At 68.7% G+C, this 15441-nt stretch carries 17 protein-coding genes; 3 read left to right on the top strand and 14 right to left on the bottom strand.

Annotation, left to right across the window (positions count from 1 at the left end; translation table 11 throughout):
• Position 1 precedes the first annotated feature (1 nt).
• From ACTWQN_RS01155 to ACTWQN_RS01125, 7 genes are all read right to left on the bottom strand, one after another.
• A complete protein-coding gene (locus tag ACTWQN_RS01155) occupies positions 2-1102 on the bottom strand; it encodes an MSMEG_0568 family radical SAM protein (RefSeq protein WP_443201386.1) in 1101 nt (366 codons plus the stop codon).
• Between the two features lie 100 nt (positions 1103-1202).
• On the bottom strand, positions 1203-1724 hold the full coding sequence (locus ACTWQN_RS01150) for an MSMEG_0572/Sll0783 family nitrogen starvation response protein (protein WP_443201385.1): 522 nt from the start codon (positions 1722-1724) through the stop codon (positions 1203-1205).
• 32 nt (positions 1725-1756) lie between these two features.
• On the bottom strand, positions 1757-2584 hold the full coding sequence (locus ACTWQN_RS01145; protein ID WP_443201384.1) for an amidohydrolase family protein: 828 nt from the start codon (positions 2582-2584) through the stop codon (positions 1757-1759).
• 14 nt (positions 2585-2598) lie between these two features.
• Complete coding sequence (locus tag ACTWQN_RS01140; protein WP_443201383.1) at positions 2599-3909, bottom strand: MSMEG_0569 family flavin-dependent oxidoreductase; 1311 nt, start codon at positions 3907-3909, stop codon at positions 2599-2601.
• Entirely contained in the window at positions 3906-4202 is a 297-nt protein-coding gene (locus tag ACTWQN_RS01135; RefSeq protein ID WP_443201382.1) for an MSMEG_0570 family nitrogen starvation response protein, read from the bottom strand. The genes ACTWQN_RS01140 and ACTWQN_RS01135 overlap by 4 nt, the downstream gene beginning before the upstream one ends.
• Positions 4203-4504: 302 nt before the next feature.
• Complete coding sequence (locus tag ACTWQN_RS01130) at positions 4505-4939, bottom strand: MaoC family dehydratase (protein WP_443201381.1); 435 nt, start codon at positions 4937-4939, stop codon at positions 4505-4507.
• On the bottom strand, positions 4936-6150 hold the full coding sequence (locus tag ACTWQN_RS01125) for an MFS transporter (RefSeq protein WP_443201380.1): 1215 nt from the start codon (positions 6148-6150) through the stop codon (positions 4936-4938). Before ACTWQN_RS01125 ends, ACTWQN_RS01130 begins: the two co-directional genes overlap by 4 nt.
• Between ACTWQN_RS01125 and ACTWQN_RS01120 the strand changes: the two genes are divergently transcribed.
• A complete protein-coding gene (locus ACTWQN_RS01120) occupies positions 6144-6281 on the top strand; it encodes a hypothetical protein (protein WP_443201379.1) in 138 nt (45 codons plus the stop codon). The genes ACTWQN_RS01125 and ACTWQN_RS01120 overlap by 7 nt on opposite strands.
• Before the next feature lie 203 nt (positions 6282-6484).
• On the opposite strand, the gene ACTWQN_RS01115 is transcribed toward ACTWQN_RS01120, so the two are convergent.
• The 6 genes from ACTWQN_RS01115 to ACTWQN_RS01090 are packed head-to-tail and all read right to left on the bottom strand — an operon-like array spanning position 6485 to position 12309.
• Positions 6485-7210: an RraA family protein gene (locus tag ACTWQN_RS01115; RefSeq protein WP_443201378.1), complete on the bottom strand. Its 726-nt coding sequence runs from the start codon at positions 7208-7210 to the stop codon at positions 6485-6487.
• Between the two features lie 13 nt (positions 7211-7223).
• Positions 7224-8378, bottom strand: coding sequence for a mandelate racemase/muconate lactonizing enzyme family protein (locus ACTWQN_RS01110; RefSeq protein WP_443201377.1), 1155 nt, complete (start codon positions 8376-8378; stop codon positions 7224-7226).
• A gap of 26 nt (positions 8379-8404) precedes the next feature.
• On the bottom strand, positions 8405-9166 hold the full coding sequence (locus ACTWQN_RS01105) for an SDR family NAD(P)-dependent oxidoreductase (protein ID WP_443201376.1): 762 nt from the start codon (positions 9164-9166) through the stop codon (positions 8405-8407).
• Between the two features lie 31 nt (positions 9167-9197).
• Positions 9198-10082, bottom strand: coding sequence for a carbohydrate ABC transporter permease (locus ACTWQN_RS01100; protein ID WP_443201375.1), 885 nt, complete (start codon positions 10080-10082; stop codon positions 9198-9200).
• Positions 10079-10990 (bottom strand): carbohydrate ABC transporter permease, encoded by a 912-nt coding sequence (locus ACTWQN_RS01095; RefSeq protein WP_443201374.1) that lies wholly within the window; start codon positions 10988-10990, stop codon positions 10079-10081. Before ACTWQN_RS01095 ends, ACTWQN_RS01100 begins: the two co-directional genes overlap by 4 nt.
• Positions 10991-10992: 2 nt before the next feature.
• A complete protein-coding gene (locus ACTWQN_RS01090) occupies positions 10993-12309 on the bottom strand; it encodes an ABC transporter substrate-binding protein (RefSeq protein WP_443201373.1) in 1317 nt (438 codons plus the stop codon).
• Positions 12310-12547: 238 nt separating this feature from the next.
• Here ACTWQN_RS01090 and ACTWQN_RS01085 point away from each other — a divergent pair, with 238 nt between their 5' ends.
• Entirely contained in the window at positions 12548-13300 is a 753-nt protein-coding gene (locus tag ACTWQN_RS01085) for a FadR/GntR family transcriptional regulator (RefSeq protein WP_443201372.1), read from the top strand.
• A gap of 54 nt (positions 13301-13354) precedes the next feature.
• Positions 13355-14506, top strand: a complete 1152-nt coding sequence (locus tag ACTWQN_RS01080) for a Gfo/Idh/MocA family protein (RefSeq protein WP_443201371.1) — start codon at positions 13355-13357, stop codon at positions 14504-14506.
• A gap of 101 nt (positions 14507-14607) precedes the next feature.
• On the opposite strand, the gene ACTWQN_RS01075 is transcribed toward ACTWQN_RS01080, so the two are convergent.
• Complete coding sequence (locus ACTWQN_RS01075) at positions 14608-15384, bottom strand: IclR family transcriptional regulator (RefSeq protein WP_443201370.1); 777 nt, start codon at positions 15382-15384, stop codon at positions 14608-14610.
• Positions 15385-15441 lie beyond the last annotated feature (57 nt).

Genomic DNA, 15441 nt, shown 5'->3' with positions numbered 1-15441 from the left:
GTCACCCGCCCGCCGTTCGCAACACCGAACACGCCCCGCACGCCGCGCAGCCCGCTTTCTGGTCCGCGCCGGACATCCCGGCCGCCCGCAGTTGCGCCGCGACCGCCTCGGTGACGTATCGCAGCAGTTCGGCGCTGGGGGAGCCGATGCCGTCCTGAGCGGCCAAGGTGCCGCGCATCGGGCGGAACGGGACGACGAACGGGTAAACACCGCGCTCGATCAACGAGCCCGCGCCCGCGATCAGCTCGTCCGGATCCTCGCCCAGCCCGACCAGCAGGTACGTGGAGACGCGGTTGTGCCCGAAGACCCGGACCGCCTCGTCCCAGGCGGCTTCGTACTCGGCCAGCGCGACGGTGGACTTGCCCGGCATCCACCGCCGCCGCACCTCCTCGTCCAGCGACTCGACGTGGATGCCGATCGCGGTGGCGCCCGCCTCGTGCAACTCGCGGATCCACCGCAGCTCACCGGGAGGCTCGCACTGCACTTGGATCGGCAGCTCGGGCACGGCCGCGCGGACCGCCCGCACGGACCGCACCAGATTGCGCGCGCCGCGGTCGGGTCCGGCGGTCGTGCCGGTGGTCATCACCATCTGCCGCACGCCGTCCAGCCGCACGGCCGCCTCGGCGACCTCGGCCAGCTGGGCCGGTGTCTTGGCCGCGACGGTGGCGCCGGAGCGCAGCGATTCCTCGATGGTGCAGAAGCGGCAGCGGTCGGATTCGCCGTAGCGGATGCAGGTTTGCACGACCGTGGTGGCCAGCACGTCGGCGCCGTGCAACCGGGCGAGCTGCTCGTACCGCACACCGTCTACTGTGGTCAGATCGTAGAACTTCGGCCGACGCACGGGTGAAATGGCCACGCCGGTGTCCTCCTCGCCCAGCCAGACCCGGCCGTCGCGCACCAGGTAGGGGCTGGCGGGATTGGTGGGCAGCGCGGCGTTGGCACCGTCGACGAGGACGTGGCCGTCGTCGCTGGGACCCGCCCCGTCCGGCCGCTTGACCGGTGCGTCCAACCGGATGCCGTGCAGGGCGAGTTCCGCGCGGGTCATGATCCGCACATCCACCGGTGTGCCAGTCGTACGCGTCTTGTCGGTGCCAACGCTCACAGCGCACCTCTCAACGAGTGTGTTCGGTCCTGTTCTTGGAAGCGCCGATTTCGCGCGAAATCGCCCACACCACCACCCGGAACGACCTCCCGAAAGCTCTTCAGAGCTGGTAGGTCGAGTTGATGATCGCGCCCTTGCGGGCGTAGTGGATGATCGCGTCCTGCACGTCCAGCGGGTGGGTGGGGATGACGCCTTCGATCAGGTCTTCCTCGCGGGCGCCGTGCAGCGACAGGCCGAACCGGCAGCAGTAGACCTTGCCGCCCTCGGCGAGGAAGGTCTTGAGCTGGTTGTTGATGTTGTGCTCGCCGGGGAAGGCGGAGTTGCCCGTGGTGGGGAAGCCGCGGGTGGCGAGGCAGTTGAGCGAGCCGGGGCCGTAGAAGTAGATGGCCGACTCGAAACCCTTGCGCAGCGCCCGAGTCGCCTGCAGCACGGCGACGAAGCTGACCGAGGACTCGTGGGCGATGCCGTGGACGAGGGTGAAGTACGTTTCGCCGTCCTCGGCCTCGTAGTCGGGGAAGACCTTGGTGGCGCCGTAGATGCTGGAACCTTCGGGCAGGGCGGGGTGCGGGATCTCGCCCAGCGACTTCTGCTCCAGCTCGGTGAGTTCGACGGTGTCGGACATGTTCGTCTCCTCGGTGCGTCGTGGGGAAGGGATCAGTCGTAGAGCGCGGCGAACGTGTCGCGGAAGACCCGCCCGCCGAGTTCGCCGTCGCCAGCCGCGGCACGCAGCCGGGCGTATTCGCCCGTGAAGTCGCCCCACGGCTGGTCGCTGGCGAAGAGCACGCGGTCGTGACCGATACCGCGCTGCTCGATCTCCCGGGCCAGCCAGTACGGCGTGAAGCCGATGGCCCAGGAGAGGTCTGTGTAGACGCGCTTCCCGGCGTCGATCCAGTCGAAGAAGCGCGAACCGGCGAGCTTGATGTGGCCGCTCATGCCGCCACCGAAGTGCACCAGGTGCACCGGCACGCGGTCGGCGTACCACGCCACCAGCTTTCCGACCTCGTCGATGTCGGAGGCGGCACCGGGGGAGGTGTGCACGTGGACCACCAGGCCGTGCCGCTCGGCCGCGCCGAAGATCCGGTCCAGCAGCGGTCGGCATCCCGGGTCCCCGGGCGATCCGCCGAGCAGGAAGCTCAGCTTGAGCGCCCGGACCCCGGCCTCGCCGGCGAGGGTGAGGGCGCGTGCGGTGCGGTGCTCGTCCTCGGGCCGGGCCGAGACCCACAGCCCGGCGCGGACCCGGTCGTCCGCCTGAGCGGCCTCGATCACCAACTCGTTGAAGGAGAACGCGACATCCGGGTCCGGTACGCCGTAGTTGGGCAGCACCAGGGCGCGTTCGGTGCCCTCGGCGTCGAGGTCGGCCAGCAGTTGCTTGACGCTGGCGCGTGCGGTGGTGTCCGGATTCACCGGCGGGCCGCCGTAGAACGGGAACGAGGGCAGCACACCGAGGTGGCGGTGCGCGTCGAAGACGTGGTGCGCGGTCACGGTACGACGCCTCCTCAGCTCATCAGAGGTGCAACGGGCAGCGCCGGGGCCGAACCGGTGAGCGCGCCGCACACGTCGGTGCGGCGACCGGAGGCCTCGATCCGCTCGGCCAGGTACGCCGCGTCCCGGCCGACGGCCTCCAACCGCCCGGAACCCCAGGTGTGCTGCCAGGGCAGTCCGAGGAAGTAAAGGCCGGGTGCGCTGGTCACGCCGCGCCAATGGGTGGGGTAGCCGCGGCCGTCGAAGACCGGCACTTCGATCCACCGGTAGTCGGCGAGGAAGCCCGTCGACCAGATCACCGAGGTGATCCCGGCCTCCGCCAGCTCCAGCCGTCGCGGCTGGCGCACCGGGTCCGGTTCCCACACCGGCACGTACCGCGGCTGCACCGGCGCGTCGATGCCGCGTGCCGCGATGTGCGCGTCGATGGCGTCCTTGATGGACTCGGCGACGGCGTCGGCGGCGTCGAGGTTGCGCTTCAGGTCACCGCCGAACGCCAAGCTCGCGCCGACGATTCCGGTCAACCGGCCGTACAGCCGCATCCCTTGGCGGGCGAACGCGCGCAGGTCGATGTCCCGACCGCCATCGCGACCGGTCACGTAGTGGTTGACCCGCTTCCGCACGCCTTCGGGGTCGGCGAATTCGTCGATCGTCTTGGCGTAGTGCCCCATGTCGGCCAACCAGGCCACGCAGTCCCGGCCCCGGTAGAAGCGCGCGACGCGCGGCGCCCTGCCGACGGCCAGGTGCACCTGGCGTCCCGCGAGGTGCAGGTCTTCCGCGATCTGCGCACCGGACTGCCCGCTGCCGACGACGAGCACCGCGCCGTCGGGCAGTGCGGCCGGGCTGCGGTAGTCGGCGGAGTGCAGTTGGTGCAGACCGCTGGGCAGCCGTTCGGCGATCCGCGGGATGACGGGGGTGTGGTACGCCCCGGTGGCCACCACGACCTGTTCCGCGGTCAGTTCCCCGGCGGTCGTGTCCAGCCGGTACAGCCCGGTCCCGGTGCGGCGCAGTCGGGTGACCCGCACCCCTTCGACGATCGGGGGCCGGAAGGACGCGGCGTAAGCGTCCAAATAGGACACAACGTCGTCGCGCACCATGAACCCGTCCGGATCCTGACCCCGGTACGGGAAACCGGGCAGTGCGCACTGCCAGTTAGGGGTGACCAGGCAGAACGAATCCCAGCGCCGAGACCGCCAGTCGTGCGCCAGCTGGTGCGCCTCCAGCACGATGTGCTCGATACCGCGCTCGCGCAGGCAGCGGCTCGCGGACAGACCGGCCTGCCCGCCGCCGATGACGGCGACCGGGAAATGCTCTCCGGCGAAGTTCATCGCGGACTCCCGGAGGCGGGCAGCAGGGCCTCGACGGTGACCGCAGCTCGGCGTTCGTCGGTGAACGCGGCGGCGGTGGTCTCGATCTCGACCAGCTGGTCGGCGGCCGCGGCGCACGCCACGCCGTATTTCGCCCGCACCCGCGCACTCGCGATGCCCAGCGCCTGCCGACTGCACTCGACGAAATCGGCGACGGAATAGACCGCACCGGGTTCGAAATAGTCCGCGATCACAGTAGAAGGGGAATAGCAACGCTGGATTTCACCGTCCGGCCAGCGCACCCGAAAATACATCTCTGGCATCATGTCCTCCAGGCAGGACATCGAGCGACAGCAGCCTCGTAGCTGTTCGTGGGTGCAATTTCAGCCAGCGCGGATTACCGATCCGAGGCATCCGGAATAATGGGGAGTTACGGAATGTGCCGCCAAGTTACGGCCGAGATCAACCGAGCGTTGAAATCAGTGGCCGCAACACGCACTCATGTCGCGTGAAATCGCGATGCCGCATCAGCACGCGACAGGCAGCAGCGATCGTCGCGCACCCGACCGGTGTCGGTGCGGCGGCCGTGCAGGACGCCCAGGCCAGCCGAGGACGGTCAGCTGCCGCGCTTCATCGCCATCGTGTAGCAAACGGCGTTCCCCGACAGCGCCACCGTGCCGTCGTCCCGGGTGACGGTCACCGCGAGCTTGGTGATGGGCTTGTCGGAGCGGACCTCGGTGACCTCGACGCGGCCGGTGATGGTGTCGCCGGGACGCACGGGTGCGGTGAAGTCGAAGTGGGTGTTGAGGAAAACCGTGCCCGGTCCGGGCAGCTCCTCGGCGACGACCGCGTTGAGGATCGCGCTGGTGATACCGCCCTGCACGACGATCTCCCCGAACCGCGAGGCCGCCGCGGCGTCGGGGTCGTAGTGCAGCGGATTGCGGTCGCCGCTGATCTCGGTGAACAGTTCGATGTCGCGGGCGGTGACCCGCCTGCTCAGCTCGGCGGTGTCCCCGACCGCTGGTGCGCCGTGCGGCCAACTCGAACTCATGGCGTTCCTCCTCGCGGTCGTCCCTGCCGGGCATGATTCGCCTGCCCACCCAGTGCCCGCATCGCGAGTGCCCCGAGGATCGGGCCGGGTGCGAGCACCAGGAAGGCGAAGCGCCAGCCGACGGATTCGGCCAGCACGGGCACCAGGTTGATCGTGACCACGGTCAGCAGGAAACCGATCGCGGTCTGCGCGGTCAACGCGGTGCCGACGTAGCGCGAGTCGGCGACCTCGCTGAGGGCGGTGGAGAAAACCCCGGAATCCGCGATCACCGCCGCGCCCCAGACCACCAGCAGCACGGCCAGCACCGGCCACGCCGCGCCGTACACGAGCGGCGAGAGCAGGCAGCACGCGCCGCTGACGACGAGGGCCAGTCCCGCAGCGGGCGCGCGCCCGAAGCGGTCGGCGCCCCAACCGCCGAGCAGGCAGCCGACCACCCCGGCAACCCCGATGGCCACGAACGACACCACCCCGACGGTCGCGGCACCGGCAGCGGTGCTCGCGGCGACGAACGAGGGCAGCCAGGTCCACAGCGCGTACAGCTCCCACATGTGGCCGAAGTAGCCGAGGTTGGCCAGCCTCGGACCGCGCTCCCGGAACATGTCGAGCGCATACCTGGGCCGGTGGTGCACCACGCCACCGGCCAACTGCGGTCCCGGTCGCACGAGCGTCGCGGCCAGCAGCGCGGCACCGAGCCCGATGCCCGCCGCGGTCAGCAGCACGCCCTGCCAGGCCAGCCCGCCGAGACCGTTGATCAGGTGCGGTAGTGCGGAGCCGACGGTGAGCGCGCCGATGAGCACGCCGAGCGCGAGCCCTCGACCGGTCGAGCCGAACCACGACGCCATGAGCTTCATGCCCACCGGATACACCCCGGCGAGGAAGAAACCGGTGCCCAACCGGCAGAGCACCGCGAGACCGAAACCGCTGGCCAGCAAGGGAACCGCAGCGGTCGCGGCCACCGCGCCGAGCGCGGCGCACGCGGCGACGCGCTGCGGCGGGAAGCGGTCGGGCAGGTTGAACGCGGCCGAGGTGATCGCCCCCACCACGAAGCCGACCTGCACCGAAGCGGTCAGCCAAACGGCCTGCGTGTCGCTGATGTGCCACACCTCGCGCAGCGTGGGCACCACCGCGGACGCGGAGAACCACATCGCCATGCCGAGCACCTGCATCGCGGCGATCAGGCCGAGCTGGACGTACCGGTTGTCAAGTGTCATACAACGCTCCAGCTGGTCCCGCGGGCGCCCGCGCCCTGGCCGAGCGCGAGCGCCCCCGCACTCGTCACATCGACATCTACCACGCGGGCCGCGACCAGCCAGCAGCGGCCACGGCCGCCACGGAGTGCTAGGCGCGGGCTGTCGTTACGCGATGGCGTGGTCTCTTCGCGGAAACGTGGCGGTGATTTTCGGTATGCGGCGGTAGTTGGGCAGTCCGTGCAGCTCATTGGCGTGGTTCGCCGGATCATCGAGCGGCGCAGAACGTCACCAGCGGCGCGAACCACGCCGCTGGTGACGTGCCCGACAGCACGCCATGTTGATCAACTTCGCTCGGTCAGAGGCGACCGTACTTGGCGTAGACGTCTGCGACGGGGATGCCGGACTGCACTTCCTCGCGGACCTTGTCCTCGATGTCCTTGGCCTCCTCGGACTTCGCGAGCACCTCCTCAAGGGCCTCCTCGGGGATCACCAGCACGCCGTCCCCGTCGCCGAACACCCAGTCGCCCGGGTTGACGCGGACCTGGCTGGACAGCGAGCCGGACATCGAGATCGGCACCTCCAGGTCGTGGATCCGCGACCGCCGCAACGACTCGATCGGCGAGGTGTAGCGGGCGAAGACCGACAGGCCGTCGATCTCGCGCACCAGGCGGCCGTCCCGGATGCCGCCGTCGATGACCACGGCCGTGGCCCCGCGAGCCCGGCTGGCGTTGCTCATCAACTCGCCCCAGATACCGCTCTGGCGCTCGCCAGCGGCACCCACGACGGCGACGCAGCCCGGGTACATGTGGGTGAAGACCCCGAAGTCCGCCAGTTTCGCGTTCGTCGGCATCTCGCTGCGCTCCCGCATGTCCGGCGCGGCCATCACGGTGTACGCCGGTCCGGCCACCTGCATCGAGCGGTCCAGCGGCCTGATCGCGAGGTCCAGGCACTGGTTCGGCAATCCCAGTTCGTCCATGATGTCGTACACCACGGCCGTGTACAGGCCCTTCAGGCGCTTCGCGGTCCGCGCGATCCGATCCGCGTCGCGGCGTGCGCCGCCGTCCTGCGAGTTTGCGGTCATGTCCTGCCTCCCGTCACTCGAACACGCTGTAGCCGGACACGGCGTGCGCGCGCACGCCGTCCATGTCGAGGTCGACCCCGATGCCCGGCGCATCGGGGAGGTCGATGTACCCGTCCTGGACGATCGAGCCGCCGTCCGGGCGCACCACGTAGCTGTCCCACACCTCGCGTTCCTCCAGCGCGTGCCACTCCTGCACGAGGAAGTTGGGGATCGCCGCGCACTGGTGCGAGGTGGCCATCGTGCCGAGCGGGGTGGAGACCAGGTGCGGCGCGAACGGCACGTAGTGCATCTCGGCGAGGTTGGCGATCTTCTTGCTCTCCGCCAGACCGCCGCACTTCGGCACGTCCGGCATCACCACGTCGACCGCGCCGCGTTCCAGCAACTCCCGGAAACCCCAGCGGAGGTAGAGGTTCTCGCCCGCGCAGATCGGGGTGCGGGTCTGGGCGCGGACGCGCACCAGCGCGTCGATGTTCTCGGCCGGGATCGGCTCCTCCAACCACATCAGGTTGAGCGGTTCCAACTCCCAGGCGATCCGACAGGCACTGGGCACGTCGTAGCGCGCGTGCATGTCGATGCACAGGTCGATGTCCGGGCCCACCGCCTCCCGGACCGCGGCGACCCTTTCGACCATGGTGCGCAGTTCGGCGGCGCCCAGCGTGTGGTTGAACTCGTCGAACTTCGCCGGGTGGTCCAGGTCGTCGATGTCGAACTTGAGTGCTGTGAAGCCCTCCTCGACCATCCGGCGCGCCCGGTCGGCGCAGCCCGCCGCCGAACCGGCGGGGTCGTCGCCGTCGCCGCAGTCGGCGTAAAGCCTGATGCGGTCCCGGAACTTGCCGCCGAGCAGCCGGTACACCGGCAGACCGGCGGCCTTGCCCGCCAGGTCCCACAGGGCCAGTTCGATCCCGCTGAGCGCGATCACGAACACGCCAGCCTGCGGACCGGCGAAGACGTGCCTGCGCCGCAGCTTCTCCCAGCACCGTTCGACGTTTCGCGGATCTTCGCCGATCAGGTCGTCCTTGAGGGCGTGGATCAGGCCGACCACCGGCGCCGCCCCCGCATCGGGGTTGGCCTCCCCGAATCCGCTGATGCCCTCATCGGTGTCGATGCGCACCAACGTCGCCTCACCGTGGTAGGCGACCACCGCCGTCGTGACGTTGACGATCTTCATGCCCTTCCCCTTCCGCACCGCGACGTTCAGGCGAGGAGTTGGCCGCCGGAGACGTTGATCTCGATGCCGACGGCGTGCTGCGCCCGGTCGGAGGCCAGGAAGACCACCCAGTTGGCCACGTCGTCGGCCTGGCCGACGCGACCGATCAGGGTCCGCTCGCGGACCCGGTCGTAGGCGCCGGGCTGCGACATCCAGCCCTGCGTCATCGGCGTCTCGATGTTGCCGGGCGAAACGCAGTTGACGTTGATGTTGTACGGGGCCGCGAAGCGCGCCAAATCCTTGGTGTAGGAGAGGATTCCGCCGAAGGCCGCGTCGTAGCCGGGAATGCCCGCGCTCACCCCGTGCGCGGTGAAGGAGCACATGTTGACGATCTTGCCGTAGCGGCGCTCCATCATCTTCGGCATGACGGTCTGGCAACCGAGGAAGACGCCGGTGAGGTGCCCGTCGATCTGCCTACGCCACTCCTCGTCGTCGGTGTCCAGGTGCCCGCTGACCGGGGCGGGTGCCGGTCCCGCGATGTTGCACAGGATGTCGATCTCACCGAGGTCCCGCTCCACCGATTCGACGAATTCCCGCCAGCCCGCGCGGCTGGTCACGTCGAGCGGATAAGCGCGGCACGAGCCCGATCCGCCGTCGAGTTCCCGCATCGCCGCGGTGACACCGGCCTCGTTGAGGTCGGCACCGGCGACCCGCGCCCCCTCGGCCGCGAGGGTCCTCGCGACCGCCCGCGCCAGGCCGGACGCGGCACCGGTCACCACCGCCACCTTGCCATCGAGTGACAGATCCACGATGTCTCCCATCTTCTCCGGATGTGCCGGGTCAGCCTCGAACCGCACCGGCGACGAGTCCCTTGACCAGGTAGCTCTGCGCGAACCAGACGAACAACAACGTCGGGATGACCATCAGCACACCGGCCGCCGACATCGGACCCCAGTCGATCCCGAACTGGGTGACGAAGTTGGTCAGCCCCACCGGCAGCGTCTGGGCGGCCTCGCTGAAGGTCAGCGTTAGGGCGATCAGCAGGTCGTTCCAGGTGAACAGGAACGTCAGCACCGCGCTCGCGGCGAGTCCCGGTCCGACCAGCGGCGCCACCACCAGGACGAGCCGCTTGACCACCCCGGCCCCGTCGATCTCGGCGGACTCCTCGATCTCGGTTGGCAGGTCCTGGATGAAGGCCATCAGCAGCCAGATCGCCACCGGCAGTTTCGCGGCGGTGTGGGTGAGGATGAGGGCCCAGACCGAGTCGAGCATGCCGATCGAGGAGAACACCGCGAACAGCGGGATCGCGAACGCGATGACCGGGATCATCCGCATCACCAGCAGCACCCCGACGATGATTTTGACGCCGGGCAACCGGATCCGCGCCAGCGCGTAGGCGGCCGGTAACGCCAGCACCGTCACCAGCACGACCGTGGCCAGCGACACGACCACGGAGTTCTGCAGGTAGTCGGCCATGTTGTAGTCGCTGAAGACCTTGACGTACTGGCTGAGCGTGATCGACTTCGGGATCAGCTCGACCGGGGTGGCGAAGATCTCGTCCGTCGTCCGCAGCGAGGTCACGATCAGCCACAGCAGCGGGAAGATCGACAGGAAGACCGTCGCGACGAGCACGCCGTAGCGCGCCGCGAGGCCCAGGTTCGCCCGCCTGCCGCGGGCCGGGGCGGATCCTGTCGGCTTCCTGGTTTCCAGCGCCAACTCGGTCATCGCAACGTCCTCCGCGCGGTCAGCCAGGGAATGCCGTACAGCAGTGCCAGCAGGATCAGCGAGATCACCAGCGCGACGTAGGAAACCGCCGCCGCGTGGCCGAAATCGACGCTCTGGAAGGCCAGCTTGTAGGCCTCGACCGTCAGCAGGTTCGACGCGTTGCCCGGCCCGCCCTGGGTCATCAGCCAGACCACGTCGAAGGTCCGGAACAGGTCGATGATCCTGATCATCAGCGCGATCACGATCACCGGTCGCACCAGCGGCAGGATGACCGACCAGAAGGTCCGCCAGCTGGACGCCCCGTCGATCGCCGCCGCCTCCACGGGTTCCTTGGGCACCGCCTGCAGTCCGGCGAGGAACAGCAGCACCAGCAGCGGGGTGTTCTGCCAGGCGCTGGCGATGATGATCGACACCAGCGCCCAGCCGGGATCCGAAAGCCAGGGGATCACCGGGAGGCCGAGGGCTTTCAGCGCCCCGTCGATCAGGCCGTACTGCTCGTTGAACAGCCAGCGGAAGTTCAGGCCCACCACCGCCGGGGCCACCATCGGCGGGATCAGCAGCAGCGTCCGCGCCGGGCGCAGCCCGCGCAGCTTGCTACCCAGTAACACGGCGATCGCCATCCCGGCCACGCATTCCAGCACCAGCGACGCCACGGTGAACACCACCTGATTGCGCAGCGTCGGCCCGAACGACATGCCGGTGAACACGTCGAAGTAGTTGCCGAACCCGACGAACCCGCCGTCGGCGGCATCGAGGTCCCACCGGAAGAAGCTCTTGACGAGCGAAAAACCCAGCGGGTAGAGGAAAACCGCCAGCATCACCAGCAGCGCCGGTACGGCGAGCGCGTACCCGGTGAGCCACGCGGGACGACCGCGTGATCGCCGCGGCCCAGTCGTTTCCGTCGTCATGATCAGCGGATCGTCCCTTCCTGCCGCAGGATCCGGGTGCACTCCCTGGCAGCGGCGTCCAGGGCGGCCTTCGGGGTCAGCTGATCGCTCAACGCGCTCTGCACGGCGGTCTGCACCACCGTGGAGACCTTGTCGAAACCGGGAACTTTGGGCCATTCCTTGCCGTTTTCGATCGTCGTGCGCAGGTCCGTGAGCCACTTGTGCTCCGCACCCTGGGACGCACCGGTGACCTGCTCGGCGATGCTCATGCGGCTCGGGTAGTACTTGAACTTCTGGTACTGCTCGACCAGGGCGCTCGGGCTGACGGTGAACCTGATGAATTCGGCGGCCGCGTCCTTCTTCTCGGAGAACCTGTTGATCGCCATGGCGTGGGCGATCGCGCAGGAGATGCCCGTGCGGTGGCTGGCCAGCGGCGCGGTGCCGAACTTGCCCGCGGTCTTGGCCGACGACGGATCCCCGTAGCTCGCGTACCCGCCCGGCCAGTCGAAGACGGTCGCGCAGATCTCGTTGGAGAAGTTGGCGGAGTTCTCGTTCCACTGGTAGGTGACGGAATCAGGCGGCGCGACCTTGTACCGCTTGATCAGGTCGCGGTAGAAGGTCAGCGCCTCCACGCCCTCGGGCGAGTTGAACGCGACGTGGTTGTCCGCGTCGAGCCAATCTCCACCGGCCTGCCACAGGAAGTCGGCGAACTGCCGTTGCGCGGGGTCGCCCGAGCCCGGCAGCACCAGGCCGTAGCGATCGCCACCGGTGAGCTTGCGGCCCACGTCGATCAGCTCGTCCCAGGTCCTGGCGGGCTGGAGCGAATTCGCCGCGTACAGGTCGGTCCGGTAGTACTGCGAACGCGAGTCCATGTTGCGCGGAATCGCCGCCAACTGCCCGTTCGCGGAGTTGGTGAGCGCGGCCAGCGAGACGGGGAAGAAGTCCGCCAGGTCGGTGTCGGTGAAATACCTGTTGAGCGGTTCGAAATGGGGGAAGAAGGCGCCGATCTGCGCGGTGTGCGTGCTGTAGACGTCGTACTGCGCGCTGCGCGCCGCCGAAAGCGTGATCTCCTTCGACAGCAGCGGGGTGAACTGCAGCAGGTCGTAGTTGACGGTGATCCCGGTCTGCTGCCGGAACTCGGTCACCATCTTCTCCCAGTACGGCGGATAGCTGGTGCCACCGGTGATGAGCAGCGCGTTGATCTCGTCGGCGCCTGCTTCGGGCGCCGCTGCCGCGCACGCGGACAGCAGCGGCACGGCACCGGCGCTGCCCAGCAGCGCCATTGATCTGCCCAGGAAATCACGTCTGCTCAGGGCATTCGGGTGGTGCGTACCTCGCATTCCAAAACCTCCTCGTTGAGGCCTTGCCGCTGCCCTTGCGGATTTGGGTCGCCTCCGCCAGCGCCCGGCCAGAGTTGCTCGGCACCAACGGCGGGACGTTCTGCCGAGCGGACCGAGATCTTGAACCAGCCGGGTCGGAAGAGCGGAATATCGCGCGGAAATCGGAAAAACGTGCCGAATTCGGGGTCGACGGGTTTTACTTGTCCGATAAGCTGATGACATGCCTAGGAGACAAGAGATGCCGGACGGTGTCAAGCTCCGCACCCTCCCGACCCAGGTGGCAGCGCTGCTGACCCGGCGGATCGTGGACGGCGAGTTCGAGAGCGGGCAGGCGCCGTCCGAGCTCGAAATCTCGCAGGAGTTCGGCGTCTCCCGCGTGGTGGCACGTGATGCGCTCAAAATGCTTGCCTCGCTGGACATCGTGGAGATCGCCCAGGGACGTCGCGTCGTGGTCCGGCCGCAGGCCGAATGGGACTACCTGGATCCGCTGCTGGTCGAATGGCTGCCCGCCGAGCACGTCGACGAGCTGCTCAGGGAGCTGCACCAGATGCGGGTGCTGCTGGAGCCGGAACTTGCCGCGATGGCCGCCACCAGCATCACCGACGAGACCCTGGCCAGGCTCCAGGAAGACCTGGACCGGATGACCGATCTGGAATCGGATCCGGACAACTACCTCGACGCCGACCACGAATTCCACATGGCGATCTGCCGCGCGGCCAACAACCGCATCCTCGACCGGATCATGTACTCCGCGCGCTGGCTGCTCACCGCCAGCCGCCGGGTGACCAACGAGGCGCCCGGCGGCCTGCACCGCGCCACCGAGTCCCACGCCCGGATCTTCGACGCGCTGCGGTCGCGGGACCCGGACGCCGCCAGGGTGGCGATGCGTTCGCACCTGCAGAAGAACTTCCCGATCCTCGCCGAGCGCAAGCGCAAGCACAAGCGGGCCAACCGGCCGGCCCGTTCGGCGAAGCAGCAGGCGAGCGGATAGCTCGCGAGCGCACCGGCTCTTCGAACTCCGAACCAGACGGAAGGCGGCAAAAGCATGCGGGGCAACGAGAAAACCGGGCCGATTCGACTGGGGCTGATCGGAACCGGTCTGGCCGTCGCGCAGTTGCACTGGCAGGCGCTGCGAGCGCTCACCGACCGGTTCGTGGTCACCGCGTTCGCCGATCGGTCCGTTTCCCAGGGTGAGCACTTCTCGTCCTACAGCGGCGTGGACATGGCCGATTTCACCGCCGACTACCACGAATTGCTGGCCCGCGATGACGTGGAGGCGGTGCTGATCTCGGTGCCGATCCCGGACCTCTACCAGGTCACCAAGGATTCGCTGGCCGCGGGCAAGGACGTGTTCTGCGAGAAGCCGACCGGCACCGACGAGCAGCAGGCGCGCCAGTTCCTCGCGCTGGCCGACGAATACCCCGACCGCACGATCCTGATCGGCGAGAACTTCTTCTACCGCGACGACATCCGCTTCGCGCGTGCCCTGCTCGACGACGGCGCCATCGGCAAGGTGCACCTGATGGCGTGGCGGGTGGCCGGACAGCTGGTGCCGAAGCAGGGCAGGTTCACCGGAACACCGTGGCGGCTGCGGCCGCAGTACCGCGGCGGTGTGCACCTCGACGCCGGTATCCACCACATCGCCCAGATCCGGATGCTCTGCGGCGATGCCGTCCAGACCCACGGGGCCGTCCAGCGGGCCAACAGCACGATCGACTCGCCGTCGGACCTGACGCTGAACATGGTCTTCGCCAGCGGCGCCATCGGCAACTACACGGCCAGCTACCTGGAGATCGCGATTCCGCCGGAACCCAACGACATGCGGCTGTACGGAACCGACGGCGTGCTGAGCCTGCAGGGCACGGACGGGCATCGGCGGGTGACGCTGATCCGTCCCGACGGGACGACGCGGACCAACGTCTTCCGCGGCATCGACAACGGCTACTACAACGAGCTCAGCAACTTCGCCGACGCGGTCCGGCACGGTGCCGAGGTCGTCGGCACGATCCAGCAGAGCTACGCCAACATGCTGATCGTCCTGCGGGCCCTGGATTCGGCCGAGCGGGGCGTGGTGACATCGGTCGACGATGCCGCCGCGACCCCGGGCGGCGTTGCGCTGTGGCGACCTCGCGGCGCGACGGGTCTGTTCGACGGTCTACCCGGCGAACGTTCGGTGACCACCGAGACTCTTTCCTAGCACCGGAGTCCCAGCACCGGAGTTCAACTCAACGGCCCCCAGCGAAGCCGTGATCCGTGCGGAACGTGGCCCCCGATGTGCGGGCAGGGCCTGGCGCCGGTTCACAGCTTGGTGTGCAGCAGTTCCTGGACCGCGTTCGCGGTTGCCATCACCTTGGGTGCGAGTTCGTTCGCCGTGGCGGCGTCCATCCGGCTGGCGGGTACCACCACCGCGATGCCCGCCAGCGGTGCGCCGGTGAGGTCGAGCACCGCGGTCGCGACGGCGCTGATGCCCTGCTCGCCCTCCTCCAGGTTGATCGCGTAGCCGTCCTGGCGGACGACCTGCAGTTCCTTTTCGAGTTCGGTCCAGGACGCGACCGAGGACTCGGTGCGCACCGGCAGGTCCTCATCGGCGTAGCGCCGCGCGAGCTCGGGTTCGGACAGGGCGGCGAGCAGTGCCTTGCCGCCCGCCGTGCAGTTGGCGGGCAGCACGATCCCGGTGCGTCCGCCGACCCGCACGGACCGGGTGCCCTCCACGCAGTCGATGAACCGGATGTTGCGGCCTTCCAACAACGAGAGGCTCACGGTCTCCTGGGTTTCGTCGCGCAGTTCCTGGAGCAGGGGTTGGGCGACGCGGCGGATGTCGATTCGTCCGATCGCGGCCAGGCCGATCTCGTTGAGCACCGGTCCCGGCCGGTAGGCGCCGTTGGCCTTGTCCTGCATCGCGAAACCGTGGGCGCGCAGCGCGGACAGCAGACGATGGGCGGTGGACCGCGCCACGCCGAGGTCCTCGGCCGCCTCGGCGACCCGCAGCGCCCGACGGTCACCGAGCAGGGACAGCAGCCGCAGCGCGTTGTCCACTGAGCTGAGGCCGCCCGACTTGGCTGGATTGTTCGGCATGAAGGAATTATATCCCCAAATTCTTCCTTCATGAGGAATTACTTCCTACTGTCGCAG

This window comes from Saccharopolyspora antiqui (genome assembly GCF_052246905.1).
Taxonomy (GTDB): Bacteria; Actinomycetota; Actinomycetes; order Mycobacteriales; family Pseudonocardiaceae; genus Saccharopolyspora.
The sequence above is the reverse complement of the archived record's forward strand: the minus strand, read 5'-3'. Positions and strand labels throughout refer to the sequence as shown.